At 69.6% G+C, this 24,163-nt stretch carries 20 protein-coding genes and 1 other RNA gene; 11 read left to right on the plus strand and 10 right to left on the minus strand.

Going from position 1 to position 24,163, the window contains the following annotated elements; translation table 11 throughout:
- The first annotated feature begins 126 nt into the window (after window positions 1–126).
- A complete protein-coding gene (locus ACYVOK_RS20475; RefSeq protein WP_460664079.1) occupies window positions 127–684 on the plus strand; it encodes a histone H1-like repetitive region-containing protein in 558 nt (185 codons plus the stop codon).
- A gap of 122 nt (window positions 685–806) precedes the next feature.
- On the opposite strand, the gene ACYVOK_RS20480 is transcribed toward ACYVOK_RS20475, so the two are convergent.
- Complete coding sequence (locus tag ACYVOK_RS20480) at window positions 807–995, minus strand: hypothetical protein (protein ID WP_460664080.1); 189 nt, start codon at window positions 993–995, stop codon at window positions 807–809.
- Between the two features lie 53 nt (window positions 996–1,048).
- On the opposite strand from ACYVOK_RS20480, the gene map reads away from it, so the two are divergent.
- Entirely contained in the window at window positions 1,049–1,897 is an 849-nt protein-coding gene (map, locus tag ACYVOK_RS20485) for a type I methionyl aminopeptidase (protein ID WP_460664081.1), read from the plus strand.
- A 16-nt stretch (window positions 1,898–1,913) separates the two neighbouring features.
- Here the strand turns inward: map and ACYVOK_RS20490 are convergent, their stop codons facing one another.
- Both ACYVOK_RS20490 and ACYVOK_RS20495 read right to left on the minus strand, forming a co-directional pair.
- Window positions 1,914–3,410 (minus strand): S10 family peptidase, encoded by a 1,497-nt coding sequence (locus tag ACYVOK_RS20490; protein ID WP_460664082.1) that lies wholly within the window; start codon window positions 3,408–3,410, stop codon window positions 1,914–1,916.
- Window positions 3,411–3,473: 63 nt separating this feature from the next.
- Entirely contained in the window at window positions 3,474–5,060 is a 1,587-nt protein-coding gene (locus tag ACYVOK_RS20495) for an alkaline phosphatase D family protein (RefSeq protein ID WP_460664083.1), read from the minus strand.
- A gap of 91 nt (window positions 5,061–5,151) precedes the next feature.
- Here ACYVOK_RS20495 and ACYVOK_RS20500 point away from each other — a divergent pair, with 91 nt between their 5' ends.
- The 3 genes from ACYVOK_RS20500 (at window position 5,152) to ACYVOK_RS20510 (ending at window position 7,122) form a co-directional block, all read left to right on the plus strand.
- Window positions 5,152–5,520, plus strand: coding sequence for a DUF952 domain-containing protein (locus ACYVOK_RS20500; RefSeq protein ID WP_460664084.1), 369 nt, complete (start codon window positions 5,152–5,154; stop codon window positions 5,518–5,520).
- Window positions 5,521–5,529: 9 nt separating this feature from the next.
- Window positions 5,530–5,929, plus strand: an RNA gene (gene rnpB / locus ACYVOK_RS20505) — RNase P RNA component class A.
- Between the two features lie 56 nt (window positions 5,930–5,985).
- Window positions 5,986–7,122 (plus strand): alpha/beta hydrolase, encoded by a 1,137-nt coding sequence (locus tag ACYVOK_RS20510; RefSeq protein WP_460664085.1) that lies wholly within the window; start codon window positions 5,986–5,988, stop codon window positions 7,120–7,122.
- A gap of 7 nt (window positions 7,123–7,129) precedes the next feature.
- On the opposite strand, the gene ACYVOK_RS20515 is transcribed toward ACYVOK_RS20510, so the two are convergent.
- A complete protein-coding gene (locus tag ACYVOK_RS20515; RefSeq protein WP_460664086.1) occupies window positions 7,130–7,624 on the minus strand; it encodes a GNAT family N-acetyltransferase in 495 nt (164 codons plus the stop codon).
- Window positions 7,625–7,676: 52 nt separating this feature from the next.
- On the opposite strand from ACYVOK_RS20515, the gene ACYVOK_RS20520 reads away from it, so the two are divergent.
- Window positions 7,677–8,243, plus strand: a complete 567-nt coding sequence (locus ACYVOK_RS20520) for a TetR/AcrR family transcriptional regulator (RefSeq protein ID WP_460664087.1) — start codon at window positions 7,677–7,679, stop codon at window positions 8,241–8,243.
- Here the strand turns inward: ACYVOK_RS20520 and ACYVOK_RS20525 are convergent.
- The 5 genes from ACYVOK_RS20525 to ACYVOK_RS20545 all read right to left on the minus strand — a co-directional run bounded on the left by ACYVOK_RS20525 (window position 8,232) and on the right by ACYVOK_RS20545 (window position 14,397).
- Window positions 8,232–9,668, minus strand: coding sequence for an RNB domain-containing ribonuclease (locus tag ACYVOK_RS20525; protein ID WP_460664088.1), 1,437 nt, complete (start codon window positions 9,666–9,668; stop codon window positions 8,232–8,234). The two genes, ACYVOK_RS20520 and ACYVOK_RS20525, sit on opposite strands and share 12 nt — an antisense overlap.
- Before the next feature lie 31 nt (window positions 9,669–9,699).
- Window positions 9,700–10,824 (minus strand): bifunctional RNase H/acid phosphatase, encoded by a 1,125-nt coding sequence (locus ACYVOK_RS20530; RefSeq protein WP_460664089.1) that lies wholly within the window; start codon window positions 10,822–10,824, stop codon window positions 9,700–9,702.
- Window positions 10,821–11,534, minus strand: coding sequence for a zinc ribbon domain-containing protein (locus ACYVOK_RS20535; protein WP_460664090.1), 714 nt, complete (start codon window positions 11,532–11,534; stop codon window positions 10,821–10,823). The genes ACYVOK_RS20530 and ACYVOK_RS20535 overlap by 4 nt, the downstream gene beginning before the upstream one ends.
- A gap of 70 nt (window positions 11,535–11,604) precedes the next feature.
- Entirely contained in the window at window positions 11,605–12,738 is a 1,134-nt protein-coding gene (locus ACYVOK_RS20540; protein WP_460664091.1) for a Nif3-like dinuclear metal center hexameric protein, read from the minus strand.
- Between the two features lie 33 nt (window positions 12,739–12,771).
- Entirely contained in the window at window positions 12,772–14,397 is a 1,626-nt protein-coding gene (locus ACYVOK_RS20545; protein ID WP_460664516.1) for a glycoside hydrolase family 13 protein, read from the minus strand.
- 150 nt (window positions 14,398–14,547) lie between these two features.
- Here ACYVOK_RS20545 and ACYVOK_RS20550 point away from each other — a divergent pair, with 150 nt between their 5' ends.
- Window positions 14,548–15,762, plus strand: coding sequence for an ROK family protein (locus tag ACYVOK_RS20550; RefSeq protein ID WP_460664092.1), 1,215 nt, complete (start codon window positions 14,548–14,550; stop codon window positions 15,760–15,762).
- Here ACYVOK_RS20550 and nagZ read toward each other — a convergent pair.
- Entirely contained in the window at window positions 15,743–17,233 is a 1,491-nt protein-coding gene (gene nagZ, locus ACYVOK_RS20555) for a beta-N-acetylhexosaminidase (RefSeq protein ID WP_460664093.1), read from the minus strand. The genes ACYVOK_RS20550 and nagZ overlap by 20 nt on opposite strands.
- A gap of 256 nt (window positions 17,234–17,489) precedes the next feature.
- Between nagZ and ACYVOK_RS20560 the strand changes: the two genes are divergently transcribed.
- The 4 genes from ACYVOK_RS20560 (at window position 17,490) to ACYVOK_RS20575 (ending at window position 24,062) form a co-directional block, all read left to right on the plus strand.
- Window positions 17,490–21,752 carry a glycoside hydrolase family 38 N-terminal domain-containing protein gene (locus ACYVOK_RS20560; protein WP_460664094.1) on the plus strand — a complete coding sequence of 1,421 codons (4,263 nt, stop codon included), beginning with the start codon at window positions 17,490–17,492 and terminating at the stop codon, window positions 21,750–21,752.
- On the plus strand, window positions 21,749–22,432 hold the full coding sequence (locus ACYVOK_RS20565) for a DUF7158 domain-containing protein (protein WP_460664095.1): 684 nt from the start codon (window positions 21,749–21,751) through the stop codon (window positions 22,430–22,432). Before ACYVOK_RS20560 ends, ACYVOK_RS20565 begins: the two co-directional genes overlap by 4 nt.
- 10 nt (window positions 22,433–22,442) lie before the next feature.
- A complete protein-coding gene (locus tag ACYVOK_RS20570; protein WP_460664096.1) occupies window positions 22,443–23,390 on the plus strand; it encodes an ROK family protein in 948 nt (315 codons plus the stop codon).
- 351 nt (window positions 23,391–23,741) lie between these two features.
- Complete coding sequence (locus ACYVOK_RS20575; protein WP_460664097.1) at window positions 23,742–24,062, plus strand: hypothetical protein; 321 nt, start codon at window positions 23,742–23,744, stop codon at window positions 24,060–24,062.
- Window positions 24,063–24,163: the final 101 nt, after the last annotated feature.

Here is a 24,163-nt window from a genome sequence, read left to right on the forward strand (position 1 = left end):
CTGCTCGCGATCCGGACGCCTTAACCTGAAGACGTTTCGGGTGCTTTACGTAGCCACCAAGTGTTGTCATCATCGTGACGACGAGGAATCCACGGTGGTTTTCCTCAGCCGCACCAAGGAGGCAGAGTGCCAGCCAAGAAGGCAGCCGCAGGGAAGGCGACAGCCAAAAAGGCTTCTCCCGCCAAGAAGACTGTCGCCAAGAAGGCCAGCGCAGCGAAGACTACGGCCGCGCGCAAGGTCAGCGCAGCGAAGAAGACAGTGACGAAGAAGGTGAGTGCGGCAAAGAAGGCGGTCTCCAAGGCCCCCGCCAAGAAGACCGCCGCCAAGAAGTCGACTGCTGCGAAGAAGACCGCCGCCAAGAAGACGACGACGGCCAAGAAGACGGTCGCGAAGAAGGCGCCGGCGAAGAAGACCTCGACGGCCAAGAAGACCGTCGCGAAGAAGGCGCCGGCGAAGACCACGGCCGCCAAGAAGACCGCGGCCAAGAAGACGACCGCGGCGAAGAAGACGACGGCCAAGAAGGCGCCCGCCAAGAAGACCGCGGCGAAGAAGACCACGGCCAAGACCGCCGCCAAGAAGACGACGACGGCGACGCGGACCGCCGCGAAGAAGGCGCCGGCTCGCAAGACCGCGGCCAAGAAGGCCCCGGCCCGCACGACCGCGGCCCGCCGGGTCACGCGCTGAACCGCGCACAGCAGATCCACAAAACCCGAGGGGCACCACCGTCGCCGGTGGTGCCCCTCGGTGCGTGCCAGACCACCTACACCTGCTCGCCGGGCTGAGCGCACTCCCCACACGTTGTGGTTTCAGTCGTCGTTCCACCTGGGGTCGTTGTCCCAGTCCTCGTTGCGTTCCTGGACCTTTTCCAGGGCGCGGGCGGCTTCTTCCGGGGAGTTGTACGGGCCGAGCCGGTCGCCGGCTTTCCCGCCCTGGTACGGCTCGACCTTGCCGGTCTTGGTGTTGTAGTACCACTCGTTGCTGTGATCGTCACTCATCTGGCTGACCGCCTCCCGGAGTCTTTGTCGCAGCTCACTACAATGTTCCCACCATGTCGCCTCTCACTCCCGGCATCATTTCGCCGCGCCGCGAAGTCCCCGCGTCCATCCCACGTCCCGAATACGTCGGGAAGCAGGGCCCGACGCCGTACGAAGGTTCCTACGTCACGGCGCCGGAACTCGTCGACAAGATGCGGGTCGCGGGCAAGCTGGCGGCGCAGGCACTGCAGGCGGTCGGTGCGGCCGCGAAGCCGGGGGTGACCACCGACGAGCTGGACGCGATCGGCCACGAGTACCTGATCGAACGCGGCGCGTACCCGTCGACGCTCGGCTACCGCGGCTACCCGAAGTCGCTGTGCACGTCGGTCAACGAGGTGATCTGCCACGGCATCCCCGACGACCGCCCGCTCGAGGACGGCGACATCGTCAACGTCGACATCACCGCGTACCTAGACGGTGTGCACGGCGACACCAACGCGACGTTCCTGGTCGGCGACGTGGACGAAGAGGTCCGGCTGCTGGTCGAGCGCACCCGCGAGGCGCTGAACCGTGGCATCAAGGCGGTCAAGCCGGGCCGCCAGGTCAGCATCATCGGCCGGGTGATCGAGTCCTACGCCAAGCGGTTCGGGTACGGCGTCGTCCGCGACTTCACCGGTCACGGCATCGCGACGGCGTTCCACTCCGGGCTGATCATCCCGCACTACGACGACGAGCGGTTCGACGACGTGATCGAGCCCGGGATGACGTTCACGATCGAGCCGATGCTCACCCTCGGCACCCACGAGTACGACCTGTGGGACGACGGCTGGACCGCGACCACCAAGGACAAGTCGATCACGGCGCAGTTCGAGCACACCCTCCTCGTCACCGACACCGGCGCCGAGATCCTCACCCTCCCGTGAAGCTCCGGCGGGACGGTCAGCGGTTCGACGATGAACGGATGAAGGCCGCCAGGTCCTCGGACTGTTGCAGGCGGGACTCTTCGTGGATGTACATCATGTGGCCGGCCGGGTAGTACCTCGTCTCGATGTTGCCGACGAGCTCGCTGGGGATCTGCAGGCGGGCGAGGGTGTGCTCGGTCGCGAAGTACGGCGTCGCTCCGTCGTAGTGGCCGGACGCCACATGGACCTTGAGGTGCGGGTTGACCCGCATCGCCTCGGCGAGTTTCTCGGCGACGGTGATCTGCTGGCCCTCGAACTCCTTGAAGGACCAGTTCTTGGCCGCGTCCATGTTCAGGATCTCGTACGGCAGGTCGTTCTTGTACTCGAGCTCCACCCGGACGTAGTGGTTCAGCGCGGCCGTGTACGGCCCGATGATCGCGCTGAACGACGGGTCCTTGCCCGGCGTCTCACCGGCGTAGTCCGCGTCCCACCCGGTGAAGCGGCCGTCCAGCCGGCCGACGACCTGCCGCCGGGACCGCAGCACCTCGGCGAAGAAGCGCATGTGCTCGATCCGCAGGTTCACCCGGTCGAGGTAGTCCTCGGACAGCCCGGTCAGCGACGCCAGCCGGGAGACCACCTCGGCCCGGTACTCGGCCGGGATCCGGTTGCCCTGGGCAAGCGCATTCGGGTAGCGGCCGGCCGCGAACCGCTCGGCGTCCGCGAGCACCTCCTCGAGCGACCGGTCCGGGATCAGGCCGTGGTAGTGCGCGATAGCGGCGTACGACGGCAGGAACAGCGTGTACGGCAGGTCGTTGCCCGGGGTGAAGTCGAGGGTGCCGAACTCGAGGACGGCGGAGATCAGCATCACGCCGTTCAGGTACATGCCGTACCGCTCCTGCAGATGCGCGGCCAGCCCGGCGGCGCGCGTCGTACCGTACGACTCCCCCGCCAGGAACTTCGGCGACATCCACCGCCCGTTGCGCGACGTCCACAGCCGGATCACCTCACCGACCGACTCCAGGTCGCGGGTGAAACCGTGGTAGTCGCCCGGCTTCTCGCCCTCCACGGGCCGTGAGTAGCCGGTCGACACCGGGTCGATGAACACCAGGTCGCTGTGCTGCAGCAGGGATTCGGTGTTGTCCACCAGCCCGTACGGCGGGGGCGCGAGGTCGCCCGCGTCACCGGACACGACGCGGCGCGGACCGAGCAGACCGAGGTGCAGCCAGATGCTCGACGAACCCGGACCGCCGTTGAACGCGAACGTCACCGGCCGGTCGGCGGCCTCGGCGTCGTCCAGCGTGTAAGCGGTCAGGAACACCTCCGCCTTCGGCTTGTGGCCGTCGAACTTCCCCTCGGTCAGCACCTCCTGCCGCAGCACGATCCGCCCGGTCGTGGCCGTGTACTTCAGCTTCTTCCGGCCGATCGTCAGCACGTGCTGCGTCGACACCAGGTCGTCGGTCGGGTCCTTGGCAACCACCGGCTCCTTGTCCGGGGCCGACTCGGGTGCGGATTCGGTGCTCTCGTCCTTCGCCATGTCGAGCACCCTAATCGACGGACCGACCACGATCGCCGGGTCTTCGGTTCGGAGGGCGGGCGATCAGACCTTCACGGCACCTGGGCGACCGTCCGCCACGACGAACGACGCGTAGGTGTAGCTCGGGGCGTCCGCGCGGCTGACCGTGGTGACCATCCGCAGGTCGGTGCGGAACTGCTCGCGGTCGATCGTGCAGCGGACGTACCCGCGCCGGTCGCCGTCGAAGAACTTGATGTGCGGGTTGTACTTGATCATCGGCCCGTAGTAGGGCCCGTAGACCTCGCCGTCGCCGTTGCTGGTCAGCGAGGTGCCGACGAACTCGGTCGCCACCACCGGCGTCCCCTCGCGGTCGAAGTCCGCATGGATGTCGTTCACGAAGGTCGAGTGCCAGTCACCGGTGACCACCACCGGGTTGCGAGTCTTCGCCTCGTCCCAGGCCTGGACCAGCCGCTGCCGCGCAGCCGGGAATCCGTCCCACGCGTCGTGCCAGAGCAGGTTGCCGTCGGCACCGTCGTGGTCGAGCCGGCTCAGCATCACGTTGCTGGCCAGCACGTCCCACTGCGCGCGGGACCGCTTCAGCCCGTCGTACAGCCACTGCTCCTGGGTCTTGCCGAGCATCGTGACCGCCGGGTCGTAACCGCCCTCGCACGCGTCAGCCTCACCCCACCCGCACGGCGGGACGCTGCGGTACTGCCGGCCGTCGATCACGTCGAACTGCGCGAGATCGCCCCACTGCAGCCGCCGGTAGATCCGCGGACCGTCACCGTCGGGACGCGCGGGCCGGCGTACCGGCTGGTGTTCGTACCACGCCTGGTAGGCCGCCGCGCGGAGCGCGGAGATGTCGCCCTCGTACTGCGACTGCGTGTTGGCGTAGTCGTTCTGGACCTCATGGTCGTCCCAGGTCACCATCCACGGGAAACGCGCGTGGGCCAGTTGGAGATCGGGGTCGCTCTTGTACAGCGCGTACTGCATCCGCCAGCGCTCCACATCGCGCGGCGCCGACTGCAGGACCGCCGGCACCGGCGTCTTCCGGTAACCGCCGTTCGCCGGGATACCGCCCTCGTACACGTAGTCGCCCAGGTGCAGCACCAGGTCGAGGTCCTCGTCGGCCAGGTGCCGCAAGGCCGAGTAGTAGCCACTCGACCATTCCTGGCAGGACGCGAACGCGAAGTTCATGGACGCATGCCGGCCGGTGCGGACTGGCGCAGTACGAGTGCGTCCGACCGGGGACACATCGGTGCGGTACCTGAACCGGTAGAACCACTCGCGGTCGGGCGCCAGCCCCTCGACCTCGACGTGCACGGAGTGGGCCAGCTCAGGCAAGGCCCACGTCGTGCCCCGCTGTACTACGTGGCGGAACGACGAGTCGAGGGCGATCTGCCACTCGACCGGCACCTTGCTGTCCGGCATCCCACCACCGGGAACGAAGCGGTCCGGGACCAGGCGGGTCCACAGCACCACACCGGACGGCGTCGGGTCACCACTGGCGACGCCGAGCGTGAACGGATAGTCGCCCCCGGAAGGGCGCGGCGTCGCGTTGGCACGATCGACCGGGAGCTGCGCGAGTGCCGCTAGCCCGGCGACGCCTCCGACGGCACCGAGAAAGCGGCGGCGATCAAGGCTGGCAAGTTGTGTGTCAGGCGGAGTCACACGCCGCACGCTAGCTGGATCCGGTGACATCGGGACGACCTGCGAGTGTCGTAACGAAAACTCGCCGCGTGGGCGCCGATAGCCTCAGTGCATGGCGACGATTCTGCACATCGCGTTTCCGGACCAATGGGAGGCCGCCAAGCAGGCGGGGAGTTACCGGTGGTCGACGCGCGGCAAGAGCCTCGACGACGGCGCGACGTTCATTCACGCGTCCCGACCGGAGCAGGTGGCCATGGTGGCGAACTTCGTGTACGACGACGTGCGGGAGCCGCTGTGTCTGCTGGTGATCGACACCGAGCGGCTGGTGTCCGCGCTCTGCGACGAGGACCCGGACGCGATCGGGATCAGCTTCCCGCACATCTACGGCCCGCTGAACCTCGACGCGGTGGTCGACGTACGCCCGTACGAGCGGGGTGCCGACGGCCGTTGGCCGGAACTGACCGCCGAGGCCGTATCCTGACACCAGGAACGGGTCGGTCGGGCGATCGCGTCGTCCACCCCGGTGGGCGCCGAGGAAAGTCCGGACTCCACAGGGCAGCGTGGTGGGTAACACCCACCCGGGGCAACCCGCGGGACAGTGCCACAGAAAGCAGACCGCCAGCGGCTTCGGTGAACCCCGTGGTTCACCGGAGTGCGGGTGAGGGTGAAAGGGTGGTGTAAGAGACCACCAGCTCCGCAGGTGACTGCGGAGGCTCGGTAAACCCCACGTGGAGCAAGGCCAAGAAGGGCGGTGGGAGACCACCGTCCGCGCGAGCGTTCGAGGGCTGCCCGCCCGAGCTCGCGGGTAGGCCGCTGGAGGTGCCCGGCAACGGTCACCGTAGATGGATGATCGCCGACCACAGAATCCGGCTTACAGACCGGCCCGTTCCCCCCACATCAGCAACCGACCCACGCGTGGGTGGGGGTTTGGTGGCAGGCTTGGGGTGTGGCGAGGCGTGGGGTACGGCGGGTGCGTACGGGGATCGTCATCCTCGTGCTGTTCGTGTTGCTCGCCGGGAGTGGGTACGTCGGCTGGGTGGCGGTCCAGCGGTCGGAGCCGGTGTCGTTGCCCGAGCCGACCGGCAACTACCTGGTCGGCCGGCGGACGTTCGAGTGGACCGACACTGCTCGCAAGGATCCGTACGGCGAGGGGCAGCGAAGGCTGTCCGTGTGGCTCTGGCACCCGGTGGCCAAGGGCACGACCGGTCGCAGGGTGCAGTATGCACCGGGGCTGTGGAGAGACCTGCAGTTGCAACCACCTGCAGCGCACTTCCAAGGACCGTTCGACTCGCTGCGAGACCCGGCGTTCGACCGGGTGGCAGTCGCGCCCGGCCGGTTCCCGGTCGTCGTACTCATGCCGGGCCTCGGCTTGTCGGCACCGATGTACGCGAGCCTCGCCGAGGACCTCGCGAGTCACGGGTACCTGGTCGCCGGCGTGACCCCGACGTACAGCGCGGACCTCACCGTGCTCGGCGGGCAGAAGGTCGAGAGCACCGAGGCGGCCAAGCCGGACGACCTGGAGAAGGCAGGCGATCGCCTCGTCGGCACGTGGGCCGCCGACGCCCGGTTCGCCGGCGCGACGGTGGCCAAGCAGTTGCCGAACAGCGTCCACTCCGGGATCGGCACGTCGTACGTCGGCCACTCGTTCGGTGGCGCAGCGGCGCTCGAGGCCTGCCGGACCGACAGTCGATGCGCGGCGGCCGTCGACCTGGACGGCGTTCCGTACGGCGAGGCCGTCACGAAGGGCGTGCAGGCGCCGATTCTGCTGCTCGGCGCTGATGACTCGTGCGTCACCGGTGTGTGCGGCCCGGACGCCCGCGGCGACGAGGGCCGCGACCGCACCTTGTCGTTGCTCAAAGCAAGCACGAACACGTCGTGGTGCGCCACGATTCCCGGCACTCGCCACTACAACTTCACCGACTACGGCGCCTACTACCTCGCCTGGCCGCTCCGGAAGTACCTCCCCCTCGGCAGCGCCGGTCCCCGCCACGCCCTCCGTGTCCAGAACGGTTACGTCACCACATTCCTGGCGCACTCCATCTACCGCACCCCGACCCCCGGCGCACCCGCCTGCAGCACCTGACTTCGTTTCAGCCGAGGTCGAGCTCGTAGGTCTGCCCGACGAGCTCCTGACCCCAGGAGCTGTGAGGCTCGGACGAGGTGAGGCGGAAGCCGCGGGCCAGGTAGATGTGGCGGGCGGCGACCAGAGGGTCGTTGGTCCACAGCACCATGCGCTTGTATCCGGCCTCGCGGGCGAATGCCAGGCAGGTGTCGACCAGCTGGGCGCCGAGCCCGAGCCCGCGGGCTTCCGGCGTCACCAGGAGCAGCCGGAGCTGCGCGGTCGCCTCGTCCGGACCGCGGACGCAGAAGACGCTGCCGGCGCGCTTCCCGTCAACCTCGGCGATCCACGCGGCCTCGCGCGCATCGTCGTGGTCGTTCGCGTAGCCCGAGACGATCTGCGTGATCAGCGCCTCGTACGGCAGACCCCAGCCGTACTCCGCCGCGTAGATCTCGCCATGTGCCTGCACCACCCAGCCGAGATCCCCCGGCTCCCCCAGCTTCCTGACCACGCCTGTGCGACTCATCCTGTCTACCCAATCTACTGACACGAGTGTTTCAGTAGGCGATACTAGCCTCGTGCCGACCACGAAGCCAGCCCCTTCCGCCCGCGAGCAGGAACTGCTCGAGCGCGCCTACGCGTACTCGCTCACCCACGGGCTGGCCGACCTGTCGCTCCGCCCGCTCGCGACGGCGATCGGCTCCAGCCCGCGCGTGCTGCTGTTCCTGTTCGGCAGCAAGGACGGCCTGATCCGCGCCCTCCTCGCCCGCGCCCGAGCCGACGAACTCGACCTGCTGGGCCAGCTCGACGCCCGGTACGACGAACCACCCGGACTGACCGTGGTCGCCAGGGAGCTGTGGACCTGGCTGGCCGCGCCCGAACGGCGGCCGTTGATGAAGTTCTGGGTGGAGGCCTACGGCCGCTCACTCGTCGCACCGGACGGCCCATGGGCGGACTACGCCCGCTCGACCGTGGACGACTGGCTCGAACTCCTCAAGGCGAGCCAGCCGGATCCGGGCACCGTCGAGGCCGAGGCACGCCGTACGGCGGTCCTGGCCATGCTCCGCGGGGCGCTGCTCGACCTGCTCGCCACCGGCGACCTCGACCGCACGACCAAGGCCGTCGAGGACTACCTAGGAAACTAGTTCGAACGCCACCGAACGCTTCGCGATGTCGGCCTCGACGAGTTCGACCCGAACCGCCTGACCCAGCGGCAGGGCCGTCGTACCGGTGACCCGGCCCTCGATCGCCAGCGTCGACAGGACGACGATGCCGCGGGTGTCGTCGCGCTGGTCGACCTCGGTCACGACGCCGTCGAACACGGAGCCGACCTGGTCGGCCACCAGACCGGCCTCGACCATGCCGACGATCGACCGCTCGTACGCGTTCGCCCGCCGCCCGGCCTCGTCCATGATCTTCGGGATCTCGTCCATCGATTCGCGGACCCAGTCCGGCACCTCGGCGCCGGCGGACAACGCCACGCAGATCTCACTCGTCCAGCGGTCGACCAGACGCCGCAGCGGCGCGGTGACATGCGCGTACTCCGCCTTCATCGCGGCGTGTTCCGGCTGCTCCGGCACGCCACCGGAGAAGGCGCTGTAGCCGGCACCGCGGAACAACACCGTGCAGGCCGCCAGCATCGCCGCGTGCGCCGGCACCTTCGGGTCCAGCCCGTGGATGAACGCCGCGTACGACGTCTCTTCCGGCCAGGAGATCCCGAGTGCCTTGGCGGTGCTGCCCAGCTTGCGCCGCAGGTCGTCGTGCGACTCCGGCAGTGTCCGCAGGATGCCGATCCGGCCCTTCATCATCAGATCTGCGGCGGCCATCCCGGTGAGCAGCGAGATCTGCGCGTTCCAGCCCTCGACCGGGAGCGGCGCCCGGAACTCCAGACCCCAGGCGTGGTTGGAGGTGACGATCTCCTGGTCCGGGATCGGCAGGTTGACGCCACCGCGCTCGAGTTCGCGCTGCTCACGGAGCCGGCCGACCTCGCGCAGCAGTTGCAGCGACTCGGAGGCCCGGCCCGCGTCGAGGTCCTTCTGGACGCCGGCGTAGTTGAGCTTCGCGCGCGACTTCACCAGCGCGCGCTCGCAGACGACGTTCGTGGTTTCGGCGTTCGCGTCGACCGAGATCGTCCACAGCAGCGCGGGACGGACCCGATCGGGCAGCAACGAGGCCGCGCCCTCGGACAGCTCCGGCGGGTGCAGCGGGGTGCGCTTGTCGGGCGCGTAGAGCGTCTCGCCACGGCGGCGTGCCTCGCGGTCGATCGGGTCACCGGCCTGGACGAACGCGGCCACGTCGGCGATCGCGTAGTGGACCGTGTACCCGTGGCCGGCGCGCTCGATATGCACCGCCTGGTCGAGGTCCATCGAGTCCGGCGGGTCGATGGTGACGAAGTCGATGTCGGTGCGGTCCAGGTCGGGCAGGCGAGGGTTCTTCGCCGCGTCGAGGGCCGCCGCGACCACCTCGGGCGGGAACTCGGCCGGAACCTCGAGCTCACGCCGGATGTCCTGCAGCGACGCCCGGAACACCTCCGGCACCTCGTCGGCGAAATGAACCCTCTGCAAAGGCACGTGAGCTCTCCGTCCTGATCGCGTCCAGGCCTCAGACTAGCGAGGGTTGCACGTTGAACGAACGCAGTGAGGCCAGGCCGTCGGCGTACCAATGGATCTCGGTCACCGTTGCCGGGCGCAACTCCATCCGGAACAGCGAGCTCATCGGAGCCTGCAGCACGGACCGGACCATCAGTTTGATCGGCGTGACATGGGTGACGACGACCACGGTCTTCCCGGGGTACCTGGCCAGCAGTCCGTCCCGCGCCGACCGCGCCCGCCGGGCACACAAGTCGAAGGACTCACCGCCGGGCGGTGCGACCGCGGTCGACTCCATCCAGGCGTTCAGCGCGTCCGGCCACTTCTGCTGGATCTCGGCGAACGTGTGCCCGTCCCAGTCACCGAACGAGACCTCGACCCACCCCTCGTCGACGATCGGCTCGAGCCCGAGGCCCGCGCCGACGATCTCGGCCGTCTCCCGGGTCCGCCGCATCGGCGACGTGACGAGCGCGTCCACTCCGCCGATCCGGGACAGATACTCCGCGGCCGCCTGAGCCTGCACCCGCCCGGTGTCGCTGAGTCCCGGGTTGTCGCCGCCGGAGCCGGAGAACCGCTTCTCCACGGTGTGCGGTGTCTCGCCGTGCCGCAGGAAGATCAGTTGCGTCGGCGGCTCGGCCTGCGCACCCCAACCCTGCAACGCCTTCTGCAGATCCGACGGCTCCTTCGCCACCGCTGGACCGGGCGCGGCCGTCTCGGGCTTCAGCGGAATCGGTACGCCGTCCAGCGCCATGTTCGCCAGCGCATCGGCCGTCGCGTTCTGGGCCCGCGGCACCCAGGTCCACTCGGTCCCGAACGGCGCCAGTCCCTGTGCCTTGATCGCGAGCGGCTGCAGGTCCGGGTGCTTGATCTTCCACCGGCCGGCCATCTGCTCGATCACCAGCTTGGAGTCCATCCGCACCTCGATCGAGGCGTTCGGCGCGTACTCCGCGGCGAGCTCGAGGCCGGCGATCAGGCCGGAGTACTCGGCGACGTTGTTGGTCGCGATCCCGAGCGTCTTCCCGGTCTGCGCGATGACTTCGCCGGTCACCGGGTCGCGGACCAGAGCGCCGTACGCCGCCGGTCCGGGGTTGCCGCGCGATCCGCCGTCCGCCTCGACGACGACATGATCTGGGCTCATACCGCGCTCTCCGCCGTCCGGACCAGGATCCGCCCGCACTCCTCACAGCGCAGTACGGCGTCCGGCGCGGCCGCCTTGAACCGGGTGAGGTCGGACGGCGCCAGCTCCATCCGGCACCCCATGCACCGCTTGCCGACCAGCGGCGCGGCGCCGATCCCGCCGTTGCGCTCTCGGAGTCTCTCGTACTGCGTGACCAGGGCGTCCGGGAGTTCGGCGGCGACCGCGGACCGCTTGTCACCGAGCTGCGCGCGCTGCTCGTCGAGTTCCTTGAGCGCGGCGTCCCGGCTGGACTCCAGCTCGGCCTGCCGGCCGGCGAACGCCTCGGCGCGGGAGCGCAGGTCGGCCTGCACCGCCTCGGCCGCCTCCAGCTTCTCCATCACCTCGAGCTCGGCGTCCTCGAGGTCGGCGATCCGCCGGTCCAGCGAACCGATCTCGTGCTGCAGGTTCTCCAGGTCCCTCGGCGAGCTGATCTGTCCGGAGTCGAGCCGCTGCTGGTTGCGCGCCTTGCGCTGGCGCACCTGCTCGACGTCGCTGTCGGCCTTCTTCTGCTCCCGCTGCAGGTCGCTGACCTCGGTGTCGACGGTGACGAGCTCGCGATCGACCACGGCCTTCTCCGCGGCCAGTTCGGCCAGCGCCTTGTGCTCCGGCAGCGATTTGCGTTTGTGGGCGACCTGATCCAGCTGCAGGTCGAGTTCCTGCAGGTCCAGCAACCGGCGTTGGACAGCGGGCTCGGCGTTCAGAGTCGGCTCCTTAGCTCGTTCAGTTGTCAGTGCCGCGGACTCAGAGCCGCAGGTTCCACGCGTCCGTGCGGAGCGTCGAGATGTGAGTGTCCACGGTACTGCCTTGCTCTGCCAACCCTTCGAGCAGGAGCCGCTCCGCATCCCGCAGCCACGGCCACTCGCTGGCCCAGTGCGCGACGTCGACCAGTGCCGGCCCTTCGTCGTACGCCCGGGCCTCGGTGGCCGGATGGTGACGGAGGTCCGCGGTGACGTACGCGTCGACGCGTGCCGCGCGGACCCGGTCGAACTCCGAGTCGCCCGCTCCCCCGACCACGGCGACAGAGGAGATGGTCCGGTCGGGATCTCCGGAGATCCGGACGCCGTGCTCAGTCCGCGGGAGACTGTCGGCGACCAGCCGGGCGAAGTCCGTCAGCGGCATCGGCTCCGGGAGTACGCCGACCCGCCCGCCGCCACGCTCACTCGGCAATGCGGCCAACTCGTAGATGTCGAAGGCCGGCTCCTCGTAGGAGTGCGCCGCCTTCAGCGCTTCGACGACCGCGCGGCGGTTGCGACGCGGCAGGATCAGCTCCAGCCGGTTCTCCGCGACCACCTCGATGTCGCCGACCTGTCCGATGGTCGGGTTGGCGCCTTCGAGCGGCCGGAACGTCCCTTCGCCGGTCGCGCTCCAGGCGGCTCGCTCGTAGTCCCCGATCCGGCCCGCGCCCGCCTTCGACAGCGCGTCGAGCATGGCCTCGGTCTCCTCGACCGGGACGAACACGACGAGCTTGTCCATCGGGTCCGACGGCATGGCCTTGAGCGGACGGGTGTCCCGCAGGCCGAGGGCGGACGCGAGTGCGTCGCTGACACCCGGGTTCGCGTTGTCGGCGTTCGTGTGACAGACGTGCAGTGCCGTGTTGCTCTTGATCAGGTCGTGCACGACGCGGCCCTTGGGCGTCGTCGCGGCGACGCTGTTGACCCCGCGCAGCAGGAGGGGATGGTGAGTGACGAGAAGGTCGAAGTCACCGGCGACGGCCTCGTCCACGACGGCCCGCATCGGGTCCACCGCGAACAGGATCCGCAGTACCGGCTGCTCCGGATCACCGGTCACCAGCCCGACCGCGTCCCAGCTCTCCGCCCAGGCCGGGTCGTACAGCCGATCGAGCACAGCAACAACGTCACCAACCGTCGGATTCACAACCCCAATCCTGCCGCACGGGGTGGTCCTGGTTCAGATCAGCCAGGCGGTGGTGTCCCCCGGAAGCTTGTCGCCCTCGAGCGGACCGCTGGACAGCACCACCGCGCCGTCCGGCAACTCGACCGGTGCCGCACCGAAGTTGGTGATCGACTGCCAGCCACCGGGCCGCACGAAGTGCAGCACCTCGTCAGCACCGTCGACCCAGGTCAGCGAGTTGCTGGCCTGGAGCCCACGCCGTACGGCGAGAGCCTTGCGGTAGAGACTCAGTGTCGAGTCCGGGTCTCCTTCCTGCGCCTCGACCGAGTAGCCGCCGAACCACTTCGGCTGCACCAGGTGCGAACCACCCGAGCCGAAGCCGAACGACAACCCGTCGATCGTCCACGGGATCGGCACCCGGCAACCGTCGCGGCCCTTCTCCGCCCCCTTGGACCGGAAGTACGCGGGGTCCTGCAGGTTCGCCGCCGGCAATTCACCGACCTCCTGCAGACCCAGCTCCTCACCCTGGTACAGGTACGCCGAGCCTGGCAGCGCCAGCATCAGCAGCGTCGCCGCACGCGCCCGCCGCAGCCCGAGCTCGACGTCGACCGTGGGCTCGGTCCCGTTGCTGAGCAGCCACGCCTTCCCGTCCTGCCAGAGACCGGACGGGTCCTTCGGCAGCCCGTAGCGGGTCGCATGCCGTACGACGTCGTGGTTGGAGAACACCCAGGTCGACGAGGAGCCGTTCTGCTCCGCCAGCGCGAGGTTGTCCTCGATCACCTGACGGAACTTCTCGTACTCCCAGTCCGCCTGCAGCAGGTCGAAGTTGAACGCCTGCCCGAGCCCCTCCGCACTCGCGTAGCGGGCCCGGCGCGCGGCCGGCACGAAGGCCTCGGCGACCGCCGAGCGCGGCGGGTCGTACTCGTTCAGGACCTTCCGCCACTCGCGGTAGATCTCGTGTACGCCGTCCTGGTCCCAGAGCGGGTGTGCTCCGTTGGACTCGGACTGACGGGGCAGCGTGGTCTTCGACGGGAACGGCTCGGACAGGTTCTTCACCAGCGCGTGCGCGACGTCGACGCGGAAGCCGTCGACACCGCGGTCCGACCAGAACCGCAGTGTCTTCAGGAAGTCCGCGCGAACCTCCGGGTGCTCCCAGTTCAGGTCCGGCTGCTCGGCCGCGAACAGGTGCAGGTACCACTGCCCGTCCTCGACCTGGGCCCACGCGGAGCCGCCGAACACCGAGTCCCAGTCCGACGGCGGCTCGTCGCCCCGGCCGTCGCGGAAGATGTACCGCTCCCGGGCCGGCGAGCCCTTCGGAGCGGCCAGCGCCTCCACGAACCACTCGTGCCGGTCGGACGTGTGGTTCGGGACGATGTCGACGATCAGCTTGATGCCCACTTCGTGCAGTGCGGCGACCAGCTGGTCGAAGTCCTCGAGGGTGCCGAGCCGCGGGTCCACGTTGCGGTAGTCGTCGACGTCGTACCCGCCGTCGGCCAGCGCCGACGGGTAGAACGGGCTCAGCCAGACCGCGTCGATACCCAGGGACGCGAGGTACGGAACACGGCTGATGATGCCCTGCAGGTCTCCGACGCCGTCACCGTTGGAGTCGGCGAAGCTGCGCGGATAGATCTGGTAGACGACGGCCTGGCGCCACCAGTCTCGGTCGGTCGTGGTCGGCTGCATGCTGGTCAAGAAGGCCTCACTTGGGTCGGCAGGCGCTGGGTCCAGGTTTCCGGGCGGTTGCGGCGACAATGCCGGCTTGTTTATATAGACTCTAAATTTAGATTCTGCAGTATTCTGCGCTTCCGTTCGACGACAGGTCAAGGGGCTTCCATGGCGAGACCATCGGCTACTCCGCCCACCGCGACGCCGCCGATGCTGCGCCGGGTCAATGCGGGGAAGCTACTCGGCGTGCTCGCCAAGGCGGGGGTGATGACAGGAACCGGCCTGATCGAGGCGACCGGCCTGACCCGCGCGACCGTGCACGCGGTCTGCAACGACCTGATCGCGATGGGCTGGGTGGTCGAGCTCGACCCCGGCCGCGACGACACCTCGGTGGGGCGTCCGTCGCGGCGGTTCGAGTACAACAGCGGCGCCGGGTCCGTGCTCGGGATCGACATCGGCGCGGGCAAGACGACCGTGCTGGTCGCCGATCTGCGCGGCGAGACGATCGCCAAGGTGGTGCGGTCGGTGTCGGGTGAGAAGACCCCGGCCGAGCGGACCCAACTCGTGCACGAGACCGTCGTCGAGGCGCTGGAGACCGCGCAGGTGACCGACGACCACGTGCTCGCCGCCGGCGCCGGTGTCGCGGCCCCGGTCGACCGGGACGGCAACATCCTGGCCGACGACGAGTTCTGGCGGCGCTTCGACGCGGACCTGGCCCGGCGGCTGACCGAGTTGCACGGCTGGCCGGTCCTGCTCGAGAACGACGCGAACCTCGCGACCCTGGGCGAGCACTGGCGTGGTGAAGGCCGCAACGTCGACGATCTCGCCGTACTCCTGGCCAGTGAGCGGTTCGGATCCGGGCTGATGGACTCCGGCCGGCTGCTGCACGGCAGTCGCGGCGGCGCCGGTGAGATGGTCTACCTCAAGCTGGTCGAAGGTGTCGGCGACACCCACGGCATCGCCCGGATCGCCCGCGAGCGGGGCGCCGCGGCGGTCGCCGACCCGGCCGTCGAGACCGTACTGCGGGAGCTCGCCGACGACCGGCCGGTCACCGCCGAACTCGTCTTCAGCGCCGCGGACGCCGGCGACGAAGTTGCCATGGACATCCTTCAGCACATCGCCGCCCGAACCGCCCGGGTGGTCGCCACGCTCGGCATCCTGTTCAACCCGGAACTGGTCGTGCTGGGCGGTGCCGTCGCCGAGGCCGCCAAGTCGTTGCTGCCCGAGATCGAGCAGCACTTGGCCGGCTACACCAGTACGCCGCCGCGCGTGGCCGTCTCGTCCCTCGGCGACGCGATCGTGTCGGTCGGCGCCGTCCGGCACGCGCTGAACTACGTCGAGCAGAACGCGCTCGACCTGAAGCTCAGCTGCCGGCCCGGGTGAGAGCCCGGGCGACCGCTTCGAGCACGACCAGGTTGCGGCCGGACGTCGTACCGACGGCGACGCCCTCGGGGACGAGTTCCTTGTCCTCCGGGATGCCGGTGCACAGGACCACGGTGTCCTCACCACGGTTGTGCAGCAACGTGGCCAGTGCTTCACGCATCCACGGCGTACGTACGGCGTCCTGCACCGCGATCACCAACGGACGACCGGCCGCGGCCGCCGCGGCGCGCTCGATCGCGCCCTCGGACTGGGTCCCGGCGCCCTCCAGCATCCTGTGCTCGCCACGCAGGACGACGCCGTCCGACCCGGGTGCGATGCGGCTGAAGATCTCCGGAAGCCCACTGAAATAAGGGTTCCAGGCCGGGTGCACGCCCTGGGTGAGGTCGACGACGTACGGCGCGCCGCCGAGCGCCGGAAGGGTCTGACCGGCGACAACGCGAGTGGCGACTTCGCGGATCGGGGCGCCGTCGAGACCGGGCTGCCGGGTGCGGCTCCGCAACGTGGCGGCGAGGGCGCGGACCCGGCCGGCCGCGTCCGCGAGCCGCTCGGCGTCGAGCGAACCGTTGCCGACGGCATCCACCAGGCGGGCGGTGAGGGCGCGCGGGTCGGCGCTGCCGACCGCGATCATGGCGAGATCGGCCCCGGCCCGGACGGCCGCGACCGTGGCGTCCTCGATCGACCTGTTCTTGGTGATCGCCTGCATCTCGAGGGCGTCGGTGGTGATCACCCCGGTGAAGCCGAGTTCCTGGCGGAGCAGTCCGGTCAGGAGCCGGTGCGAGAGGGTGGCCGGCTGGTCGTCGTACGCCGAGAACACGACGTGCGCGCTCATCACCACGTCGGCGCCGGCCGCGATGGTGGCCTTGAACGGAGCCAGCTCGACGGCGGTCACCTCCTCGATCGACCGGTCCACCCGGGGCAGGTCGAGGTGGGAGTCGACGGCGACGTCGCCGTGGCCCGGGAAGTGCTTCGGGCAGGCGGCGATCCCGGCCTCGTGCACGCCTTCGACGAACGCGACGCCGTGCCGCGACACCACGTCGGCGGTGGTGCCGAACGAGCGGGTGGAGATGATCGGGTTCGCCGGGTTGCTGTTCACGTCCACCGACGGCGCGAGCATCAGGTCGATGCCGAGACTCGCCAGCGTCGCGGCGGCGTCCCGGGCGGACGCGCGGGTCAGGTCGACGTCGTCGAGGTCGCCGAGGAGCCGAGGCGACGCCAGCGGCCACGGGTTGGCCGGTGCGAGGTGGCTGAACTCGCCGCCCTCGTGATCGATCGCGATCACCAGGTCGGGCCGCTCGGCTCGCAGGTCCGCGGTCAGGGCGGCCACCTGCTCGGCGTCGGAGACGTTGCGCGTGAACAGGATCACCGCGCCGAGCCCGGCCGCCACCGCGCGGCGCAGCTCGTCCGATGCGGTCGTCCCGTCGAAGCCGACGATCAACGCGCCGGCAGCATCACGTTCCAGGTGATCACTCATCCCCACACCCTCTCGCGCCGGGGGTCCGCCCGCCACCCGACGTCGGCCGTCGCCGGTGCAGAGCCGTCACGGACAGCTAATAATTACCAGTCGCCCGGGCCGCCAGGGCGATCGTTGTCAGGGGTTGTCATCGGGGATTTTGAGCGTACTCCCGCAGGTTCTGCGCGGGTTCCCGGAAATGACCTCTCGCTGTCCGGGCCGACTACGGATAACGTTGTCTCTCGACCTTGACCGCTCTCCGACGGAGCCCGACACCGTGACCGTACAGATCACCCACGTCTCCTCGCCCGAGTTGTTCGCCGGCAGCGACGACGATCCCCGCCAGCTCCTGCGGGTGGAACTGACCCGTTCCGCCGGCGACGGCGCGCTGTCCGTGCGAGTCGCCGGGGACGGCGTTTCCGGTACGGCGGACCTCCCGCCGGGCGACGGTCCGATCCGGGTCGAGGTCCCGCTCGACGTCGCGGCTCCGCTGCGCACGCAGTACGGCGAAAGCGTCCCGGCAACCGTGACCGTCGCCGCCGACGGCGTCGAGGTCGCCTCGGACAGCGGCACCGTGGTGATCGCCGAGCCGGGCTGGACGATGGTCATGGTGTCGCACTTCCACTACGACCCGGTCTGGTGGAACACCCAGGCGGCGTACACCACCAGTTGGGACCTGCAGGGTCCGGACGGCACCACCCGGCCCTTGTACACCCACAACGCGTTCAGCCTGGTCGACGCGCATCTCAAGCTGGCTCTGCGCGACCCGGCGTACTGCTTCGTGCTGGCCGAGCTCGACTACCTCAAGCCGTACTTCGACACCTTCCCGGAGAACCGCGCCGTTCTGCGTCGGCTGATCGCCGAGGGCCGGGTCGAGATCATCGGCGGCACCTACAACGAGCCGAACACCAACCTGACCGGCGCCGAGACGACAATCCGCAACATCGTGTACGGCGTCGGGTACCAGCGCGACATCCTCGGCGGGGACCCGCAGAACGCGTGGCAGCTGGACGTGTTCGGCCACGACCCGCAGTTCCCCGGGTACCTGGCCAAGGCCGGGTTGACCGGGTCAGCTTGGGCGCGTGGGCCGTTCCACCAGTGGGGGCCGCTGCGGCAGGCGTGGGGCGATCCGAAGGCGGGCACCGCGGCCGTCATGCAGTTCCACAGCGAGTTCGAGTGGATCAGCCCGAGTGGCGACGGCGTACTCACCCACTACATGCCGGACCACTACGGCCCCGGCTGGGACCTGCAGCACGCGCCCAGTGTCGAGGCGGCAGGTGACACGGCGTACCAGCTGTTCGCCACGCTGAAGACAGTCGCGGCGACGAAGAACACGTTGCTGCCGGTCGGTGGGGACTACACGCCGCCGAACAACTGGATCACCGCGCTGCACCACGACTGGAACGCGCGCTACGCGTGGCCCAAGTTCATCTGCGGTACGACGAAGCACTTCATGGACCGGGTCCGCGCCGAACTCGCCGAGACCGGCCGCCGGCCGTCACCGCAGTCACGGGATATGAACCCGATCTACACCGGCAAGGACGTGTCGTACATCGACACCAAGCAGGCGCAGCGTGCGGCCGAGGTGGCGGCGGTCGACGCGGAGAAGCTCGGCACGTACGCCGACCTGCTCGGGCTCGGCCGGTTCGCGGAGGCGTCGCTGGACAAGGTCTGGCGGCAACTCGCGTACGGCGCTCACCACGACGCGATCACCGGGTCGGAGTCGGACCAGGTCTACATCGACCTCGTCACCGGATGGCGCGAGGCGCACGACCTGTCGGACGCCGCGCGGATCGCGTCGCTGGAGGCGTTCGCGGCGCGGATCGACACCTCGGCGTACGGGGACCACGCGGTGGTCGTCACCAACACGCTGTCGTTCACCCGAACCGATCTGGTCACCGTGCAGCTTCCGTCGTCCGAGGCCGCCTGGCGGATCGTCGACGACGCCGGCGCCGACGTTCCTTCCGTGGTCGAAGGCGACAAGCTGACGTTCCTGGCGCAGGATGTGCCGTCACTGGGCTGGCGCACGTATCGGTTGGCGTCCGGAGCCGCGGGCGCGTGGGGACCGGCGGACTCGGGCGAGTCGGTCGAGAACGAGTTCTTCAGTGTGACCGTGGATCCGTCGCGCGGCGGTGGGGTCAGCCAGATCGTCGACAAGCGCACCGGCCGGCAGGTGCTCAAGGGTCTCGGCAACGAACTGCGGGTCTACGAGGAGTACCCGGATCACCCGCGCTTCGGCGAAGGTCCGTGGCACCTGATCCCCTCAGGTCCGGTGGTGGGATCGGGCGAGGCACCGGCGAAGGTGTTCACGCAGACCGGACCGCTCGGCAGCCGGATCGTCAGCCGGGGCGAGGTCGACGGGATCTCGTACGAGGCAATCGTCGCCGTGTACGACGGTCTCGACCGGATCGAGTTCACCACCCGGATCCTGGACCACGCGCAGTCGGACCGGCTGGTCCGGGTCAAGTTCCCGGCCGACGTACCCGGCGCGCTCCCGTTGAGCGAGGTCGCCGGGGCCGTCGTCGGACGGGGATTCGGCCTCATCGACGTCGACAGCGCCGAGGCGCCGTGGACGCTGGACAACCCCGCCAACACCTGGTTCGGTCTCGGCTCCACGGCTCGGATCGAGCTGGTAGATGCCTCCGGCAACCACGTCGGCACCCGTCCGGTCGCGGTCGCCGAGATCGTCGTACCCGACGACTCCGACCCGGCCGAGGTCCGCGACCTGGTAGTAGCCCTGGCCCGCGTCGGCGTCACCGCCACCACCTCCTTGCGAGGCGGCTCCCGCTACGGCCACCTCAAAGTCGACTCCAACCTCCCCGACCTCCGCATCCTGGTAGGCGCAGCTTCGTCCTTGCTTGACGAAGAGCTGGCAGTTGAGGGCGCGGCGTTCGTGCCACCCCGGACCGCTTTGAGTGAGGTTTGGCAGCCGAATGCGGATGTGCGGGATGCTCGGGCTATTCCGGCTCTGGTGTTGCCGACGGCGGATGCCGTTGAGGCGGCTGTGCGGGAGTTGGGTGAGGCGCGGGTGACTGCGGCTGTTGCCGGTGAGGGTGTGATCGAGGAGTTCGAGGATCGGACTGTTGCGCTGCTGACCTACGGGCTGCCCGGGTTCGCGGTGGACGCGACCGGCGCACTGCATGCCTCGCTGATGCGGTCGTGCACCGGTTGGCCGTCGGGGATCTGGATCGATCCGCCGCGGCGGTCGGCGCCGGACGGGTCGGCGTTCCAGTTGCAGCACTGGACGCACGAGTTCCGGTACGCGTTGACCACCGGCGAAGGCGATTGGCGGGCGCAGCAGCTGCCGAGCCGCGGCCAGGAGTTCTCCTCACCGTTGCTCGCGGCAACCACCACCGCCCACGACGGCACCCTGCCGGCGACCCACTCGCTGCTCCAGGTCAGCCCGGAGCGCGACGTGCTGGTCTCCACGCTGAAGCCGGCCGGCAACCCCATCGCCCGCGGGTCGGGTGTCCCGGCCGACCGGCGGGACGGTGTCACGCTGCGGCTGATCGAGGCGACCGGCCTGGGCTCGACCGCGACCGTCACCTCGGCGCTTCCGATCACCGGCGCCCACCACGCCGATCTGCTGGAGAACCCGGCCGCACCGATCGACGTTGCCGACGGCAACTTCACGGTCGACCTGGCCGGCTCCGCCGTCGACACGTTCGTGCTGACCGTCGACGGGTCGGCTCCGGCGACCCCCGCCGTACTGGGTCAGCCGAGCGAGCTCGCCCAGCCGTCGTACGCGCGCTACTGGCTGCACAACCGGGGTCCCGCACAGATGGGCTTCCTGCCGGTCAGCTTGTCGGTCTCACCGACCGTGGCGCGCACGGCGGGCAAGCGCTTCGAGCTCTCGATGGTGATCGCGAACCAGTACGCCGACACTCCCGCCGAAGGAGTGTTGACGATCGCACTCCCGGACGGGTGGACCACTGATCAACCGGATCGGCACGTACGGCTCGAGCCGGGAGGCTACGTCCGGCACCTTGCGTACGTCCACCCGCCGGAGGACTGCGAACAGGGGCAGTACTTCGTCGCGGCTCGTGTCCTCACCAAGACCGACGAGCTCGCCGGCGGTGCCGGTGTGACGGCCGTCGAGGACGTCGTGACGGTGTTCGTCGGCGAGAGCCCGGAGCTGACCGCCACACTTGGATTCGGGATGCCGCCTACCGAGGCACCGGATCACGGCGCGGGTGCGGCCGAGGGCGAGCCCGGTCGGCCGACCGGCCTCACGGTGACGCCGTCGACGCAGGAGCTGCGGCTGGCTCCCGGTACGTCGGAGACGCTGGAACTGGAGTTCGCGAACACCACGTCCTCCGAGATCCGCGCCGAGTTGCAGCTGGCGTCGCCGTACGGGACGTGGTCGTGGTTGCCGGAGCCGGTGCGGCTGGTCGTCGTACCGCCGAAGTCGTCGGTCACGGTTCCTGTGCCGGTGACGGCTCCGGCCGATGCGACGCCGGCGCACGCGTGGGTCCTGCCGAAGGTGATGTGGTTCGGCCGCGCGCAGTACGCACCGACCGTCCGCCTGGAGATCCAGTGACAGCCGCCACCACCGCGGTGCCCACCCACGGCCACGGCCACGGTCACGGTCACGGTCATCGCCACGGGCATGGACATGGGCACGGTGGGGAGAGCCTGGCGCCGGCGGCGCCGCCGGAGGTGATGGCGTACCTCAACGGTGAACCGGTGCCCCGCGCGCTGCTGGACGAGCGGCTCGCGGTGCTGCGGGCGGGCGACGCCGCCTGCGTACTCCCCCGCCCGGACAGCCGCGAGGGTCGCCAGCTCACCCGCTGGGTCGCCCAGGTCGTCATCACCGAACAACTGTGCCTCGACGAACTCCGCCGCCGCGGAACTCCCACCGGGGAGCGCGCTGAGAGTGAACCGGAGGCGATCGACGTGGCGACGGCGATCGCGGTGGGCTCGATCACCGCCGCGGCGCTGGCCGGGTCGGACGCGGTACGGCGGGTTGCCGCGCTGGTGAGCGCGGACGTACGGATTCCGGCGGAGCAGTTGGCGTACGCGGCCGACGTACTGGGTGAAGAGCCGCCCGCCGACCCCGGCGTACCGGTGGCGGGCTGGCATCGCGAACTACTGCAGAGCGCCCGGTTGGAGGCGTTCGCGCGGTGGCTGAACGCGGCCATGCACGAGCGGGTCCAGCTCGTCCGCGGGCTCGAGCATCCGGGTGACAGCAACCAACCTGACAACCTGCACCGGCACTGACGGGGGGACGATGAGCGACGCTGCGGTGATTACTCCTCGGATCGAGGCGGAGCAGGACACGGTTCTCGGAATCGACATCGGCGGCACGAAGATGGCCGCCGCTCTCGTGTCCGCGGACGGCCGCATCCTCACCGAGGACCGGATCCTCACCCCGCCGGGCGACGCGGACCTGGTGTTCGCCGCGCTGAGCGAGCTGATCGACCGGGTCCGCGGCGACGCCGAGCCGCTCGCTGTCGGCATCGGTTCGGCAGGTCCGCTGGACCAGGAGCACGGACTGGTCTCGCCGGTGAACATCGGCGGCTGGCGGAACTTCCCCCTGGTCGACCGGGTCCGGGCGCTGGTCGGCGACGTACCCGTGACGCTCGGCGTGGACGGGCACTGCTTCGCGCTCGGTGAGTTCTGGACCGGGGCCGGGCGGGACGTGGACACGCTGCTCGGCATCGTCGTGTCGACCGGGGTCGGCGGCGGACTGGTCGTCGACGGCAAGCCACTGATCGGTCAGTCCGGCAACGCCGCGCACATCGGTCACGTGGTCGTCGACCTGGACGGCGAGGCGTGTGCCTGCGGGTCGTTCGGATGCGTCGAGGTGTACGCGAGCGGGCCGCGGATGGTTGCCCGCGCCCAACGTCGCGGCTGGCGTTCCGGCGAGGACGTCGACGCCGCCGTACTCGCCGCCGACGCGGCCGCCGGGGACGAACTCGCGCTGGCGACGTTCGACGACGGCGCCCAGGCGCTCGCCGCCGGCATCGTCGCCACCGCGGTCACCGTCGACCTCACCACGGTCGTCATCGGCGGCGGCGTCTCCAAGGCCGGCCCGATCCTGTTCGACCCCGTCCAGGCGTGGGTCAAGCGCTTGGCTCAGCTCCCCTTCGTCACCGACCTCACCGTGGAGCCGGCCCAGCTCGACAACGCCGGGCTGCTCGGCGCCGCCCACCAAGCCTGGTCCGCCATCCGCTGACCGCTCAGGCACCGGATGCCGCGTTGACGGGCCGACGGACAGTCGGCGGGTGCGGAAAAGGGATGTCCCGAGCACCTTTGCGCAATTTTTACGGAATTGCTCAGAACTGTGTAACGACCGGCGCTCCATTCCCGATGCAACGGATGGATGGGGTGGGGGCACGTCATCCACGGTCGGTCGAGGGGGGCCTGGACTGACCGACTTGGCCGGTCAGGGGGCCTGGACCGACCAGAACGCGTGAGCGGCGGAGAGGAAACTCTCCGCCGCCATCGTGTGGCAGTACGTCAGGTGAGGTAGCAACGTCCGCCAGCGTTGTCCGGGGCAACGCTCGACCCAGAGGGATCGGACCTGATGGACGTTGCGGCACCCGCGCTCTTCGTCCCCTTCCTCACCCCGCTGACCGTTTCGCGCACCGGGGTCGCCGATCGTCCTGTCCTGCTGAACGTCGCCGCCGCCCGCGGCGTTGCCGCCCTGCACGGTTGCCTGCGCGGACGAGCCCTCGCCGGCTCGGCTTCCGCCACGACCCTGCACGGCGCGGCCGGGGCCTGCTCACCGGGATCCGGCAACGGTTCCCACCCGGGGTCGCTCCCGGGTTCCGGCTCGGATTCCGGTGGGCGGGTCGACGACGGAGCTGCGCTTGCCCGGAGTGCGATCGATCCTCGGGAGGGATGAGGATCGACGCGGGTTCTGCACCGTGGACGGTGGGCCGGTGGCTGCGGGAGGGCCGCCACCGACACACCCTCCGTCCCCGGTGCAGAACCATGCGGAGACGC

The organism is Kribbella swartbergensis, from assembly GCF_054784135.1.

What these genes read in the sequence shown, in the direction of transcription:
- ACYVOK_RS20570 (WP_460664096.1), top strand. Translation starts at nt 22,443, where the DNA reads ATGAGCGACGCTGCGGTGATTACTCCTCGGATCGAGGCGGAGCAGGAC.
- nagZ (WP_460664093.1), bottom strand. Translation starts at nt 17,233, where the DNA reads ATGAGTGATCACCTGGAACGTGATGCTGCCGGCGCGTTGATCGTCGGC.
- ACYVOK_RS20515 (WP_460664086.1), bottom strand. Translation starts at nt 7,624, where the DNA reads ATGAGTCGCACAGGCGTGGTCAGGAAGCTGGGGGAGCCGGGGGATCTC.
- ACYVOK_RS20545 (WP_460664516.1), bottom strand. Translation starts at nt 14,397, where the DNA reads ATGCAGCCGACCACGACCGACCGAGACTGGTGGCGCCAGGCCGTCGTC.
- ACYVOK_RS20480 (WP_460664080.1), bottom strand. Translation starts at nt 995, where the DNA reads ATGAGTGACGATCACAGCAACGAGTGGTACTACAACACCAAGACCGGC.
- ACYVOK_RS20500 (WP_460664084.1), top strand. Translation starts at nt 5,152, where the DNA reads ATGGCGACGATTCTGCACATCGCGTTTCCGGACCAATGGGAGGCCGCC.
- ACYVOK_RS20530 (WP_460664089.1), bottom strand. Translation starts at nt 10,824, where the DNA reads ATGAGCCCAGATCATGTCGTCGTCGAGGCGGACGGCGGATCGCGCGGC.
- ACYVOK_RS20490 (WP_460664082.1), bottom strand. Translation starts at nt 3,410, where the DNA reads ATGGCGAAGGACGAGAGCACCGAATCCGCACCCGAGTCGGCCCCGGAC.
- map (WP_460664081.1), top strand. Translation starts at nt 1,049, where the DNA reads ATGTCGCCTCTCACTCCCGGCATCATTTCGCCGCGCCGCGAAGTCCCC.
- ACYVOK_RS20550 (WP_460664092.1), top strand. Translation starts at nt 14,548, where the DNA reads ATGGCGAGACCATCGGCTACTCCGCCCACCGCGACGCCGCCGATGCTG.
- ACYVOK_RS20575 (WP_460664097.1), top strand. Translation starts at nt 23,742, where the DNA reads ATGGACGTTGCGGCACCCGCGCTCTTCGTCCCCTTCCTCACCCCGCTG.